This window comes from Myxococcus hansupus, from assembly GCF_000280925.3.
Lineage (GTDB): Bacteria > Myxococcota > Myxococcia > Myxococcales > Myxococcaceae > Myxococcus > Myxococcus hansupus.
Genome location: NZ_CP012109.1, coordinates 8,207,558 through 8,221,245 on the forward strand (window position 1 = coordinate 8,207,558; position 13,688 = coordinate 8,221,245).

General features: G+C 71.4%; 12 protein-coding genes. 7 read left to right on the forward strand and 5 right to left on the reverse strand.

The window, feature by feature from the left end; all coding sequences use genetic code 11:
• Positions 1 to 90 precede the first annotated feature (90 nt).
• Positions 91 to 828 carry a metallophosphoesterase gene (locus tag A176_RS32300; protein WP_002638098.1) on the forward strand — a complete coding sequence of 246 codons (738 nt, stop codon included), beginning with the start codon at positions 91 to 93 and terminating at the stop codon, positions 826 to 828.
• 11 nt (positions 829 to 839) lie between these two features.
• Positions 840 to 1,421 carry a TIGR02265 family protein gene (locus A176_RS32305; protein ID WP_002638099.1) on the forward strand — a complete coding sequence of 194 codons (582 nt, stop codon included), beginning with the start codon at positions 840 to 842 and terminating at the stop codon, positions 1,419 to 1,421.
• 10 nt (positions 1,422 to 1,431) lie between these two features.
• Here A176_RS32305 and A176_RS32310 read toward each other — a convergent pair whose 3' ends face one another.
• The gene (locus tag A176_RS32310; protein ID WP_002638100.1) at positions 1,432 to 2,445 is read right to left on the reverse strand and encodes a hypothetical protein; all 1,014 of its coding nucleotides are present in this window, start codon (positions 2,443 to 2,445) and stop codon (positions 1,432 to 1,434) included.
• Between the two features lie 279 nt (positions 2,446 to 2,724).
• On the reverse strand, positions 2,725 to 4,686 hold the full coding sequence (locus tag A176_RS32315) for a potassium transporter Kup (protein WP_044890311.1): 1,962 nt from the start codon (positions 4,684 to 4,686) through the stop codon (positions 2,725 to 2,727).
• Between the two features lie 277 nt (positions 4,687 to 4,963).
• On the opposite strand from A176_RS32315, the gene A176_RS32320 reads away from it, so the two are divergent.
• A complete protein-coding gene (locus A176_RS32320) occupies positions 4,964 to 6,448 on the forward strand; it encodes a sensor histidine kinase (RefSeq protein ID WP_226994051.1) in 1,485 nt (494 codons plus the stop codon).
• A 27-nt stretch (positions 6,449 to 6,475) separates the two neighbouring features.
• Here A176_RS32320 and A176_RS32325 read toward each other — a convergent pair whose 3' ends face one another.
• On the reverse strand, positions 6,476 to 7,021 hold the full coding sequence (locus tag A176_RS32325) for a hypothetical protein (RefSeq protein WP_002638103.1): 546 nt from the start codon (positions 7,019 to 7,021) through the stop codon (positions 6,476 to 6,478).
• 291 nt (positions 7,022 to 7,312) lie between these two features.
• Between A176_RS32325 and A176_RS32330 the strand changes: the two genes are divergently transcribed.
• Entirely contained in the window at positions 7,313 to 8,242 is a 930-nt protein-coding gene (locus A176_RS32330) for a fatty acid desaturase (RefSeq protein WP_002638104.1), read from the forward strand.
• A 3-nt stretch (positions 8,243 to 8,245) separates the two neighbouring features.
• Here A176_RS32330 and A176_RS32335 read toward each other — a convergent pair whose 3' ends face one another.
• Positions 8,246 to 8,689, reverse strand: coding sequence for a group II truncated hemoglobin (locus A176_RS32335; RefSeq protein ID WP_002638105.1), 444 nt, complete (start codon positions 8,687 to 8,689; stop codon positions 8,246 to 8,248).
• A 163-nt stretch (positions 8,690 to 8,852) separates the two neighbouring features.
• On the opposite strand from A176_RS32335, the gene A176_RS32340 reads away from it, so the two are divergent.
• Positions 8,853 to 10,910 carry an ATP-binding protein gene (locus A176_RS32340; protein WP_226994052.1) on the forward strand — a complete coding sequence of 686 codons (2,058 nt, stop codon included), beginning with the start codon at positions 8,853 to 8,855 and terminating at the stop codon, positions 10,908 to 10,910.
• A 6-nt stretch (positions 10,911 to 10,916) separates the two neighbouring features.
• Here the strand turns inward: A176_RS32340 and A176_RS32345 are convergent, their stop codons facing one another.
• Complete coding sequence (locus A176_RS32345) at positions 10,917 to 11,801, reverse strand: 5'-3' exonuclease (protein WP_002638107.1); 885 nt, start codon at positions 11,799 to 11,801, stop codon at positions 10,917 to 10,919.
• Positions 11,802 to 12,025: 224 nt separating this feature from the next.
• Between A176_RS32345 and A176_RS32350 the strand changes: the two genes are divergently transcribed.
• Together A176_RS32350 and A176_RS32355 are read left to right on the forward strand one after the other, a co-directional pair.
• Positions 12,026 to 12,388, forward strand: coding sequence for a DUF4398 domain-containing protein (locus A176_RS32350; RefSeq protein WP_002638108.1), 363 nt, complete (start codon positions 12,026 to 12,028; stop codon positions 12,386 to 12,388).
• Positions 12,389 to 12,416: 28 nt separating this feature from the next.
• A complete protein-coding gene (locus A176_RS32355; RefSeq protein WP_002638109.1) occupies positions 12,417 to 13,679 on the forward strand; it encodes an OmpA family protein in 1,263 nt (420 codons plus the stop codon).
• Positions 13,680 to 13,688 lie beyond the last annotated feature (9 nt).

The following is a 13,688-nucleotide window of genomic DNA, read 5'->3' on the forward strand; positions in this document are numbered from 1 at the left end:
GACGCATGCATCGTTTCGTCGAATGAAGGCCCGCGAGTCCCAGGGACTCAGGGGCCGACAGGGACCGGGGCTTCCGCTATGAGGAGGCCCATGCGGCTCTTCGGAATTGGCGACACCCACCTCCCCTCCACCCGGAACAAGGACATGCACCGCTTCGGGTGGAACGAGCACCCGCTGCCGCTGCAGCGCGCCTGGGACGAACGGGTGGCCCCGGAGGACGTGGTCATCGTCGCCGGGGACATCTCCTGGGCCACGCGGGCGCACGAGGTGATGGACGACCTGGCGTGGCTGGACGCGCGGCCGGGCCGCAAGGTGCTGGTGCGCGGCAACCACGACTACTGGTGGGGCGACTCCGCCTCCAAGCTGCGCAAGTTGCTGGAGCCGTTCCGCACGTTGGAGGGCTTCCTGCACAACAACGCCGTCGTCATGGGCCCCTGGGTGATTGCGGGCAGCCGGCTGTGGACCGCGCCCGAAGCGCCGCCCATGCCGGGTGGGGAGATGGGCGACGAGGCGGCGGACACCGGCTACGTGGAGCGCGAGACGCGCCGGCTCACGGCCTCCATGGAGGACGCGAAGAAGAAGGAGGCGGCCAGCGCCACGCCCCTGGTGCGCGTGGTGGCGGTGCACTTCCCGCCGGTGTACGCGAACGAGAAGGCCACCGCCTTCAGCGAGCCCATCGAGGCCTTCCAGCCGAAGGTGTGCGTCTATGGCCACCTGCACGCGGGGGGCATCGCGGCGGGCTTCACGGGCGAGCGCGGCGGCGTACGATATGTCCTGGCCTCGTGTGACGCGGCGGGCTTCGCCCCGATGCTCCTCGACGAGGTGTGAGGAGTCACCCCATGCCGTCCAACAAGACGGAGCTCGCGGCCCGCCTCGACGCCGTGCAATCCGGTGACTCGGTGCGCGGCCTGTTCTTCAAGTCGGTGCTCAGCCTCGTGCAGCAGCACGCGGGGCTGGCGGGGCTGGAGACGGTGCGCGCGGACGCGCTGACGGCCGCGTACTCGGACCTGCTCACCTACCCGGCGCGGGACTTCCTGACGCTGCTCTACCGCGCGGCGGATGTCCTCGAGTTGAGCGTGGGCCCCGAGGCCGCCGTCTTCCACGCCTGCGGCGAGCGGGACGTGGCGCGCTTCTCCACCGGGCCGGGCATGCTCATCTTCGGAATCATCTCCCGCGGAGACCCGCAGAAGCTCTTCGCCGGCGTGCAGATGGGCTACAGCGCGGCCGTCAGCTACGGCAGCCGCGACTACGTCCCCACCGGCCCCACCTCCGGCACCCTGCACATGCGCCGGGACATGCTGCCGCCCGCGTACCACGAGGGCATCCTCACCGGCGCGCTGAAGGTCCTGAACCTTCGCGGCACCGCGCGCGCGACGCCCCGAGGCATCGACAGCGCGGACTACGCCATCCAGTGGGATTAGGCGCGGGGCCTCAGTCCACGCGGGTGTAGGTGACGTCGAGCTCGGCGACGACGCGCTCACCCACCGAGGCCTGGCAGGTGAAGGTGTGCGTGGCCCCCGAGTGCTCGGTGCGGTGCGCGCCGAAGGTCACCGTCTGGCCGGCGTAGGCCAGGCTGTCCGCGGCCAGCCGCACGTTCGAGGCGACGCAGCGGGCCCACGGCGCGCCCTCCAGGCGGCGCAGCAGCGTGGTCGCCACCCGCGTCATGCCGCTGGCCACCACCGCCACCGGCATCACCGGGTGCAGCGCGAAGTGCCCCTTGCACAGCTCCGACGTCACCGGCCCCAGCGAGGCCGACAGGCTCTCCCCATCCGGGCGCCAGTCGCGCAGCGCCAGCGGCTTGCTGTAGGGGTTCTGCCGCAGCTTGGCCCACTCCTCGGGGGTGCGCTGCACGCCGTCGTCCCGGCGCGGCTCACGGCGCATCTCCACCCGCGCCTCACCGAACAGGCGCGTGAAGGCGGCGGCCGACAGCACGTTGTAGTCCACCTCCAGGCGGAAGAACGGCGTGCCGTCCGGCAGCGACAGCAGCGTGCGCGCGGTGGCCGTGCGGCGGCCGGTGAACTCCGCCTTCGCCAGGCCCCACAGCAGGTCCGTGGTGCGGCCCATGGGCTCCGGGCGCAGCCACTGACCGCGCGCGCCACACGCCAGGTAGAAGTGCTGCCCGTCCTTGGGCGACATCAGCGCGGACGCGCACGAGCCCAGGATGGCCAGGTGCCGCCCCGCCTCCGCCAGGCCAATGGGGCCCGCCTCCGCGTCCGGGTCCTGCTGCACCGGGATGCGCGCCACCACCTCGCCCTCGCCCATCACCGTCACGTCCTTGAGGGCGTAGTACGGGTCCCGCACGCAGATGCGCGGGTAGAGGTCCGCGTGCGTCAGCACCGTGTGCGGCGCCAGGCCCGACAGCGTCTGCAGCGTCTGCTCCTGCGGAGCCCAGGCGGAAGCAGGGGCAACAGCGGAGTTCGCGGACGCGGGCACGATGTCGAGCATGGGGCTGACCTGGTTTCGGACGAGGGGTGTCGGGGGACACCGGTTGGCGTGGTACCGAGCTTCGTTCCGTCCGGAGGACTAAATTCCGCCGAACGAAAATGATTCTCGGGACACGGTCCGTTTTGTTGCTTCCTGCCGTAATTTTCCGCCCGAAAGGTAAATCCAGACGGAGATGTGGCAGGTAGGCACAGCCAGGGGTACAGCATCGCCATTCGACGCAAAGAGTCAAGGGCAGATGTGGGGCAAGCCACACCCGCCCTGGGTCAGGCGTTCACGGCGCTACAACTCCACCTGCGCGCCCAGCTCCACCACCCGGTTGGGCGGGATGCGGAAGTAGGCGGTGGCGCTGCGGGCGTTGCGGCTCATCCAGGCGAACAGCGACTCACGCCAGACGGCCATGCCCGGGCGCTTGGTGGGAATCAGCGTCTCCCTCCCGAGGAAGAAGCTGGTGCCCATCAACTGGAACTGGAGCCCCTTCTCGCGGCAGCGCTTGAGCACGTCGGGGATGCCCGGGTTCTCCATGAAGCCGTAGCGCGCCATCACCCGCACGAAGCCCTGCTCCAGCGGCTCCACCTCCACGCGCTCCTCGGGCGGCACGTGGGGCAGCTCCTCGGAGAGGATGGTCAGCAACACCACCTGCTCGTGGAGCACCTTGTTGTGCTTGAGGTTGTGCAAGAGCGCGGGCGGCGTGCCCTCCGCGTTGCCCGTCATGAAGATGGCCGTGCCGGGCACCCGGATGGGCGGGTGGTCCCCGAAGCTGTCGAGCAGTTGCTTCAGGGGGATGCTGGACGCGCGCAGCTTGGCCGCCAGGATGTCGCGCCCCCGCTTCCACGTCGTCATCAGGGTGAAGACGATGCCGCCCATCAGCAGCGGGAACCAGCCGCCGTCCGCCACCTTCACCGCGTTGGCGCCGAAGAAGGCCAGCTCCACCACCAGGAACAGCCCCACCACCGGAATGGCCAGCCGCCGCCGCACGTCCCACAGCTCCCGGGCGACGACGTAGGCCATCAGCGTGGTGATGACCATCGCCGTCGACACCGCGATGCCGTAGGCCGACGCCAGCGCACTGGAGGAGCCGAAGCCCAGCACCAGCGCCACCACGCCCACCAGCAGGGCCCAGTTCAGACCGGGCAGGTAGATTTGCCCCATCTCCTCGGCGGAGGTGTGCACCACCTCCATGCGCGGGCTGTAGCCAAGCTGCATCGCCTGGCGCGTCAGCGAGAACACCCCCGAGATGAGCGCCTGCGAGGCGATGACCCCCGCCGCCGCGGCCAGCGCGACCAGCGGGTACAACATCCAGGAGGGCGCCAGCAGGAAGAAGGGGTTGCGCGCGGCGCTGGCGTCGCGCAGCAGCAGCGCCCCCTGCCCCAGGTAGTTGAGCATCAGCGCGGGCAGCACCATGGAGAACCACGCGAGCTGGATGGGCTTGCGGCCGAAGTGGCCCATGTCCGCGTAGAGGGCCTCACAGCCCGTCACCACCAGGAACACGCCGCCCAGCACCAGGAAGCCGTGCAGGTGGTTGTGCCGGAACAACTCCACCGCATGCCAGGGCGACAGCGCGCCCAGCACCGCCGGGTTGTGGACCAGCTCCTTCACGCCGAGCCCGGCCAGGGTGAGGAACCACACGCACATCAGCGGCCCGAAGACGGCGCCGATGCTCGCGGTGCCATGCCGCTGCACCAGGAAGAGCCCCACCAGGATGACCAGGGCAATGGGGATGACGTAGGGGTCGAACAGCGACGTGGCGACGTGCAGGCCCTCCACCGCGCTGAGCACGGTGATGGCGGGGGTGATGATGCCGTCTCCATAGAGGAGCGCCGCGCCGAAGATGCCCAACGTAATCAGCACCGGCCGCGTGCGGTGGGGCGGCTGCCCGCGCTGGCGCTGCATCACCAGCGCCATCATCGCCAGGATGCCGCCCTCGCCCCGGTTGTCCGCCTTCATCACCAGCAGCAGGTACTTCACCGACACGATGATGATGAGGGACCAGAAGATGAGCGACAGCACGCCCAACACGTTCGCGGGCGTTGGCGGGATGCCGTGAGGCCCCGTGAAGCATTCGCGCAGCGCGTACAGCGGGCTCGTTCCGATGTCGCCGTAGACGATGCCCAGGGCCCCGAGGGCCAGCAGCGCCGAGCGCTTGAAGGTATCCGGGCCCTTCTTCACGTCTTCGCCGCCCGGCACGCCAGTGGTGGTGGCTTTCACGAACCCGCGCTTTATCTGAAAGCGGGCCCGGAGCAACTGCCACCGTGTTTCATCCGGAGTACGCCCCTGTGCGCAGGACGCGTCCCCGCCTCGCCGTCACAGGGCCCCAGGGCGGGGAGTGCGTCCGGAACGAACAATCCCGCCACTCGGATGTTCGCCAGCCGCGCCACCGAGCCGCCCTGCCCGCGCGGACGCTCCTCGTCTCGTTACAGCCATGTTCCCTTGGGTGAATGGGTGGGGGGACGCGATGACGATGGTGGCGGCATTCGGTCAGGCAGAGGCTCGGCATCCCGGAGCACGGGGTCCAGCGTTGATGGAAGCCATCCTCCAAGCCGCTCCCGTGGCCATTCACCTGCTGGACCTGGATGGCACGGTGCGCCTGTGGAACCCCGCCGCCGAACGGCTGTTCGGCTGGGAGCGGGACGAAGTCCTGGGGCACCGCGCCCCCTGGGTCCCCAAGGCCCAGTGGGACGCGTTCCGCCGCCACCTGGAGCAGGTGGTCCAGGGCGAGGTGCTCCCAGGATTCGAGCTGGAACTCCAACGCCGCGACGGCGCGCCCCTCCACGTGGAGCTGTGGACCTCCTGCGTCGCCACGCCCACTGGCCCAGCGCAATGCCTGGGAATGCTGGTGGACCTCACCGAGCGACGGCGGAGCGACGCGTTCCGGCGCATCCTGTTCGAGGCGGGTGAGGTGCTCCCCGCCAGCCTGGAACCGGACGCGACGCTGGAGCACCTGGCGCGGCTGGCCGTGCCCGCCCACGCCGAGTCCTGCCGCGTCTACCTGGAGGACGCGGAAGGTCGGGTCCGGTGCGTGGTCTCCTCGGGACAGGACGCGCACGCCACCCGGCTGGACGCGGAGGCCCAGGCGCCCACCGAGGAGGCGGTGGCGAACGTCATCACCTCCGGCGAAGCGGCGCTGCAGGCCGGGCCGCCCTCGTGGTTGTGCGTGCCCCTGGGAAGGCACGGCCAGGTCCCGGGCGCGCTCACCTTCACCACGTCCGAGCGCACGTATGACGCCCGCGACGTGGCGCTGGCGAACGCGCTGGCACACCGGGCCGCGCTCGCGCTGGACAACGCCCGGCGCTATCAAGAAGCGCTGCGGACCAGCCGCACGCGCGAGGAGCTGCTCGCCATCGCCAGCCACGAGCTGAAGTCCCCCGTCAGCGCGCTGCAGCTCCAGGTGCAGAACCTGCGCGCCCTGCTGGAGCGCGCCACCGAAGCGCCGCCCCGGGAGCGGCTTCAGCGCGGCCTGGACCTGATGGGACGGCTGACGAAGCGGCAGGCGCACCTCATCGACGCGCTGTTGGACCTGTCACGCATCCACGCGGGCAGGATGGAGTTGAACCCCGAGCCCATGGACCTGGGCGCCCTGGTTCGCGAGGTGGCGGAGCGCTTCGAGCCCGAGCTCGCGGGCTCCGGCTGCCTCCTGACCCTGACGTTGCCCCCCGACGCTCCGGGACATTGGGACCGGCTGCGCCTGGACCAGGTGCTCACCAACCTCCTGTCCAACGCGATGAAGTACGGCCGCGGCAACCCCATCCAGGTCGAGCTGAGCGGCACCGACGCGCAGGTCCGGCTGGACGTGCGTGACGGCGGCATCGGCATCGCGCCCGAACACCTGCCCCAGATCTTCCAGCGCTTCGAGCGCGCCGTCCCCGGCCGCGCCTACGAAGGCGTGGGCCTGGGCCTCTGGATTGTCCGGCAGGTGGTCGAAGCCATGGGCGGCAGCATCACCGTGCACAGCGAGCAGGGCGTGGGCTCCACCTTCTCCGTGTTGCTGCCGCGACAGCGCGGGTGAGGGCGCCCACCCGCGCCAGGGCACGGCTCACAGCGCGAGGAACAGGAGGGCCACCTTCTCCTCGGGGCTCGCCGCGAGGAACTCGTCCGGCAGCCACACCTCCGTCCCGGGCGTCATGGCCCGGTCGCAGCTCCGTCGGCCCGCGTAGAAGCGGTTCGAGTCCTCCGCCTTCAACCGGTAGGTGCAGTCGCGCACGTACACGGTCAGCTCGCTGGGGCTCAGCTTCAGGTTCACCGGGCGCCCGCCAAAGCCACCCTTGGCGACGATGGCGTCCCCTTCCTTCGTCACCTTCACGTTCACCGGCGAGCCGCCCAGCGCCCCCTCCACCAGGCCGTCCTTCAGCGTCAGGGTGAAGTCCCCGCGCAGCGCCCGGCCCTTCAACAACCCCGGCGCGCGCGCAATCTGGAAGTCGGCGCCCGTCACCGACTCCGGCGTCATCTCCAGGCTGAACGACTGGAAGGCAATCTTCAGCTTGATGGCGTCATCTTGAGGCGCGGAGACCGCCGTCCCCGCCCCCAGCAGCATCCCCATTACCAACACGCTCCGGCGGAGCGGCATCAGCCAACGCTTCATGTGGAGACCTCCTCGCGTTCTTACCTGGCGGGATAACGCCAGTCTGGACACGGGATATTGGCCTGTCATTCACCTGGGCGGCCCTGGCGCGGACGGCTTGCGGCGTGGAAGACATCCGCCGACACCTCGCCCGTTTGCCTGTCTGCTCCCACGCCCCCGTCCACGGCCTTGGCGGCGCGCTGTGAACGGCGTTGACACCCGCCCCTCCCCACACCGCGCAACCGCCCGGAAACAGGCCCGTTCGCGCCTGGCAGGCCCCTTGCGATGGACCGGCTCCGAAAGGAACGGGCCATGGACACAGGCGACACGCGGTGGGGCGCGGCGAAGCGGGACGGAGGCAAGGTGTGGCGCTGGAGCCTGCTGCACCTGGGGGCCCTGGTGGGGGGCGCCGCGTTCTTCTCGTGGAGCGCGGTGCTCGTCTTCGCCGGGCTGACGGCGTTGACGATGTGCCTGGGCGTCTCGGTGGGCCTGCACCGAGGCCTCATCCACCGCGCCTTCCGTGCCCCGCGCTGGGTGGAGCGCCCCCTGGCGCTGCTGGGGACGCTGGCGGGACTGGGCGGCCCCATCGCCATGCGCCGCATGCACGAGCTGCGAGACTTCCATCAGAACCAGCCGGAGGCGGACTGCCCCGCCTACTTCGGCTACCGGGACGGCTTCCTCAGCGCCATGGCCTACGCGCTCTTCCACACCTGGCACGCCCGTGAGGATGCCCCGTATCCACCGGCGAGCCTGGACGGGGAGGACCTCGCCTTCCACCGGGGCCTGGAGCGCGCGGGCCTGTGGCTGCAACTCCCGCTCGCCGCCGCCTTGTATGCCCTGGGCGGCGCGGCCTGGGTGGCCTGGGGCATCCTGGTGCGGCTGGCCCTCACCCAGGATGGCTTCTGGTGCGTCCACTACGTGAGCCACGTGGAAGGCGAACAGCCCTACGAGCTGACGGGCTGCGCCGAACAGGGGCGCAACGCCGGCTGGCTCGCGCTCCTCAGCATGGGCGAGGCCTGGCACAACACGCACCACGCCTATCCGGCCTCGGCGCAGATGGGGCGCGGCTGGCGGCAGCCGGACCCGGGGTACTGGGCGATACAGGCCCTGGCCGCGCTGCGACTGGTGCATGACGTGAAGACCCTGGCGAACCTGCGGGTGCGCCCGGGGACACGCCTGCGGCCCCCCACCACCCACCCGCCTGCCTTGCCGCCCCACGCGCCCGCCATGCAGCGGGCGTAACGCTCACTCCTCGACGTTGCGCAGGAAGTCCGCCACTTGGGCGAAGCGCTGATCCAGGAAGCGGCGCAGGCCACCGGTGATGCCACGGGCGTCCATGGCCCGCTGCATGGAGCGCAGCCACGCATCCCGCATGGAGACGCCGACGGGCAGGTGGCCGTGCCGCATCCGCAGCCGGGGGTGGCCATGGCGCGCCATGTAGTCCTGGGGGCCGCCCAGCCAGCCCGCGAGGAACAGACCAAAGCGCTCCCGCGTCCCGCGGTTCACCCGCCCTTCGGCGTCCAGCTCGTGCAGCTTCGCCAGCTCTGGCTCGTGGGCATCCATGGCGTCATAGAAGGCCTCGGACAGGGCCTTCGCCGCGTCCATCCCTCCCAGGCGCTGATAGGGCAGGTCTTCCGCGCTGGGAACCCAGTCATCATCGGCGGGCATGTTCAGTGGTTGTACGGACATGCCCCTCTTCTACCGCCGGACGCGGCCGGGTTCATGCGGACTCGGCGTACGGGCCGAACCTCGCGTCTGACGCACGGCGAACAAGGAGGCAGGCGCCGCGCACCCTCCCCGCCTTCGAGCATTTGACCTGGGCAAGAGGCGGTTGCTAGAGCCACGGGCACCCGTGCCCCCCACCCCCCTCGTCGCGCCGTCGCCCCCCGTGGTCTGGGTGCTCGACGACAGTCCGGTAGAGACCCAGGCCATCTGCCGCGCGCTGGAGCCCGGCTGCCAGGTCACCGGATTCATGGACGGCCCGGCCTTGTTGGAAGCGCTGACGCAGCGGCCCGCGCCCGAGGTGCTCGTCCTGGACTGGTACCTGCCCGGCATGTCGGGGCTGGACGTCTGCCGCTTCATCCGCGGCAACCCCGCCACCGAGCAGCTCCCGGTGCTGCTGCTTACCGGCAACACGCGCGCGGAGGACGTGGTCGAAGGGCTGACCGCGGGGGCCAACGACTACGTGTTCAAGCCGTTCCGCCCGGTGGAGCTCGCCGCGCGCGTCCAGGCCCTGGCGCAGTGGGAGCGCAGCCGGCGCAAGGCGCTGGAAGAGGAGCGCGCGCGACGGCGGCTGCTGGAAGGCACCCTCACGGAAGTCCAGGCCGCCGAGGAGCGCGCCTGGCGCAGCGAGCTGCGCTTCCGGCTGGCCGCGCGCGCCACCCGTGACGCCGTCTGGGAATGGGACCCGCGCACGGGCCTCATGGATTGGACCACGGGCCTGCACGAGGTGTTCGGCTACGCCCCCGGCTCCATTCAGGACGAGCACCGCTGGTGGGAGGACCGCCTCCACCCCGAGGACCGCGAGCGCGTCGTCTCGGGGCTCCAGGCCACGGTGGCGGGCCCGGAGCACGAGTGGCAGGACATCTACCGTTTCCAACGCGGTGACGGCACCTGGGCGCACGTGGCGGACCGCTGCCACATCATCCGCGACGCGAACGACCGCGCCATCCAGGTGGTGGGCGCGATGCAGGACATCACCGAGCACCAGCAAGCCGAAGCCGCGCGGACACGGCTGCTGGAGCTGGAGCGCCGCGCGCGGGAAGAGTCGGACCGGCAGCGCACGCTGCTGGCCACGCTCTTCGAACAGGTGCCCGCGCTCCTCGGCGTGTTGAGCGCGCCGGACCAGCGCTGCGTGGTGGCCAACGCGCGGCTGCGGCAGCGCTTCGGCGAGCGTCCGCTCGTCGGGCACACGCTGCGCGAGGCGCTGCCCGAATTGGAGGGCCAAGGCGTCCTGGGGCTCCTGGACTCGGTGTTCGCCACCGGCGAGGCCTTCAGCGCCCGGGAGCTGCCCGTGAGCATCGCCCAGCAGCCGGGCGAGCCGCTCACGGAGGGCTACTTCGACTTCATGTACCAGCCGATGCTGGACGCCAGCGGGCAGGTGACGGCCGTCATCCTGTTCGCGGTGGAAGTCACGGACGCGGTGGATGCGCGGCGCAAGGAGTCGGAGCGCGCGGAGGAGATGCGCGCGCGCGCCGACTTCGAACGGCAGCTCATCGGCATCGTCAGCCACGACCTGCGCAACCCGCTGGGCGCCATCACGCTGGCGGTGTCCATGCTGCTCCAGCGCGGCCCCCTGGACGAGCGGCAGGAGCGGCAGGCCCAGCGCATCCGCAGCTCGGCGGACCGCGCCACGCGGATGATTCGCGACCTGCTCGACTTCACCCGGGCGCGCCAGGGCACGGGCCTTCCGGTGTACCCCCAGCCCATGGACCTGCACGAGATGGTGCGCTCCGTGCTGGACGAAGTGCACGCCGGCTGGCCCGAACGGAAGCTGGAGACGGAGCGCACCGGCGATGGCCTGGGGACCTGGGACCCGGACCGGCTGGCGCAGCTCATTGGCAACCTGGTGGGCAATGCGTTGCAGTACAGCCCGCCGGGCACCTCCGTACGCGTGACATCGCGAGGCGACGCGGACGGCGTGGTGCTGGAGGTCCACAACCAGGGCCCGCCGATTCCGCCCGAGCGCCAGTCGCGCATCTTCGAGCCCCTGGAGCGCGCCACAGTCCGCCTGGAAGACCAGGGCCGCCGGAGCATCGGCCTGGGGCTCTACATCGTGCGCAGCATCGTCCTCGCCCACGGCGGCACGGTGGAGGCGCACTCCTCCGAGGCGGAGGGCACCACGTTCACCGTGCGACTGCCGCGCCACGCGCCCACGGCCCTGCCGCGGGATGGCGAGGCCACGGGCTAGCGCGGCTCAGGGCGCCCACCGCTTGGGGCGGCGCTTGAGCGACGTGAGCCCCAGCCGGTCGCAGAAGGCCTCGAACGCGCCCCGCGGCACGCCCTTCCATTCCAGGTCCGCCAGCGACGACGTGCCCGGCAGCGGCGCGTCCGTCACCAGTGTGGCCAACCGCCGGTACAGCAGCGCGGCCTCGCGGTGCTCGCGCAGCGTCGCGGCCAGCTTCTCCGCGCCCCGGGGACGCACCTTCCATTCGGATGCCTCCGCGGGGATGTCCTCCAGGTGGCCATGCGCGCTCAGCAGCGTGGATGCGCCCTTCTCTCCGAAGCCCGGCAGCCCGGGGATGCCGTCCGCCGCGTCGCCCATCAACGCCAGCAGGTCCGGCACGCTCGCGGGCGGCACGCCCAGCTTCGCGCGCACGGCGTCCTCGTCGAGCACCTTCTCCTGCCGCCGGTCCACCTGCACCACGCGACTGCCGCGCACGCACTGGCCCAGGTCCTTGTCCGGCGTGAGCAGCCGCACCTGCTCCACCTCGTCCGCCCACCGGGCCGCGGCGGTGGACAGCGCGTCGTCCGCCTCCTGCTCCTTCATGGACCACGCGATGACACCCAGCGCGCGCACCGCCTCCTCCGCCAGGTCGAACTGCGCATGCAGCTCTGGCGGGACGCCTTCGTCGCTCTTGTACCCGTCGAACAGCGCGTTGCGGAACGAGCGGATGGGGTTGTCGAAGGCCACCGCCACGTGCGTCACCGCTTCGTCCGCGTCATGGAGCAGCGCGAGCAGCGAGGACATCAACCCCACCGTGGCCTTCACGTCCTGGCCATCCGGCGCGGCATGTCCCGGCCGGGGCGAGAAGTGGGCGCGGTAGAGCTCGTACGTACCATCGACCAGGTGCAGGCGCATGCCGCCCTCTCTACCCCCAGCGACGCCCCTCCTGCCAGCCTCGCCGCGCCTGTCCCAGGGAAGTCCCTCGCGTGGAGACGGAAGCGCCCGCGTGGTTGCCCGGCTGCTCTTCGGGCGGCCCTGCCACGGTCGAATTGCCGGCCTGTCGTCGCGTCCTCACCTCTAGGTCTGGGCGCGGCGGCGTGACGCGCCCTCATCATCCGCGTGACTTGGGAGGAGAGAACATGCGCCCCAAGCTGGTGGCGGTGCTGCTGGGCCTGACGATGGTGGGATGCGCGGGGCGGCAGGTGCTCCCTGCGCCGAACGAACAGCGCGTGCAGGCAGAGGCATCCCTGCGCGCGGCCGAGGGCGCTGGCGCGGGCCGCGTCCCGGAAGCGGCGCTCCACCTGGAGTTCGCGCGGCAACAGCTCGCGGACGCGGAGCGGCTGTGGGTGGAAGGTGAGCAGGAGGCCGCGGAGCTGCGCTTCCGGCAAGCCACCGCGGACGCGGAGCTGGCGCACGCGCTGGCCCGGGCCGTGCCGCTGGAGCGCGAGTCCCGCCGCACCGCCGCCCAGGCGGAGTCCCTGCGCCGAGCCCTGCAGCAGTGAGCCGACAACCTCGAGAGGAGAGCGAGACATGCTGAAGCATGGATGGAAGGCCCTTGTCGGGGCCACGGCACTGGTGGCCGTGGGGTGCGCGCACACGCCCCCGCCGCAAGAGCTCCTCAACGCGCGCGCGGCGTATCAGGACGTCTCCACCAGTCCGCAGGGCCACGCGCGTCCCCGGGACGTGGCGCAGGCCCGCGACGCGCTGCTGGAGGCCGAGCGGGAGTATGACCGCAGCCAGGACTCACCTCGCACGCGCTCGCTGTCCTACGTGGCGCTTCGCAAGGCGGAGACGGCGGATGCGCTCGGCACCGCGGACCTGGCCGCGCGCCGGCAGGCCGAGGCCTCGGACGCGCTCCGGCAGGCCCAGGCGCTCCAGTGGCAGCGCTCCCAAGCCGAGGTGGACACGGCCCGCCAGCAGGTCGCCCAGGCCGAACGCGAGCGCCAGCATGCCCTCCAACAGCAGTACGAAGCCCGCCAGCTCGCGCAGTCGCAGCAACAGGAGGCCGAGCGACTGAGAGTGGACGCCCAGCGCCGCCAGCAGGAAGCGGAGCGACTGCGGAACGTGGCGCGACAGCAGGAGGCGGAGACGCAGCGCCTGGCGGAGGAGGCCACGCGGCGCCAGGACGCGGAGGAGCGGCGGCTGCGCGCCGAGGCGGAAACCCAGCGGCTCGCACAGGAGAACCATGAGCTGCTCCAGCGCACCGCGGAGCTGGAAGCGGAGCAGGAAGCGCGTCGGCAGGCGGAGCGTGAGTTGGAGCTCGAGCGGCAGGCCCGCCACGACGCGGAGGAGCGCGCCACCGAGGCCCTGACGCGGCTGGAGACGACGACGCGCGACGTGAAGGTGCGCGAGGAGGCACGCGGCCTGGTGCTGACGCTCTCCGGCCCGGTGCTCTTCGCCCCCAACGCGGTGGACCTGCTCCCGGCGGCGAGGGAGCGGCTGACGAAGGTGGCCGCCGCGCTGAAGGAGTCCGACAGCCCCCTGCTCATCGAGGGCCACACGGATTCGATGGGCTCGGACGCCATGAACGAGGCGCTGTCGTACCGGCGCGCGGAGCGCGTACGCGAGTTCCTGATCAGCCAGGGCGTCAGCCGGGACCGCATCGAAGCGCGCGGCCTGGGGGAGTACCGGCCCGTCTCGAGCAACGGCACCCCCGAGGGCCGGGCCAACAACCGGCGCGTGGAAATCATCGTCTCCCGAAGCGACACGGCCGTGGGAGGCAGCGGCACCGAGGAAGCCCCGGCCCTTCCCGAGCGCTCGCCCCAGGACGGAGACACGTCACCTCGCCGCTGAAATCCAGCG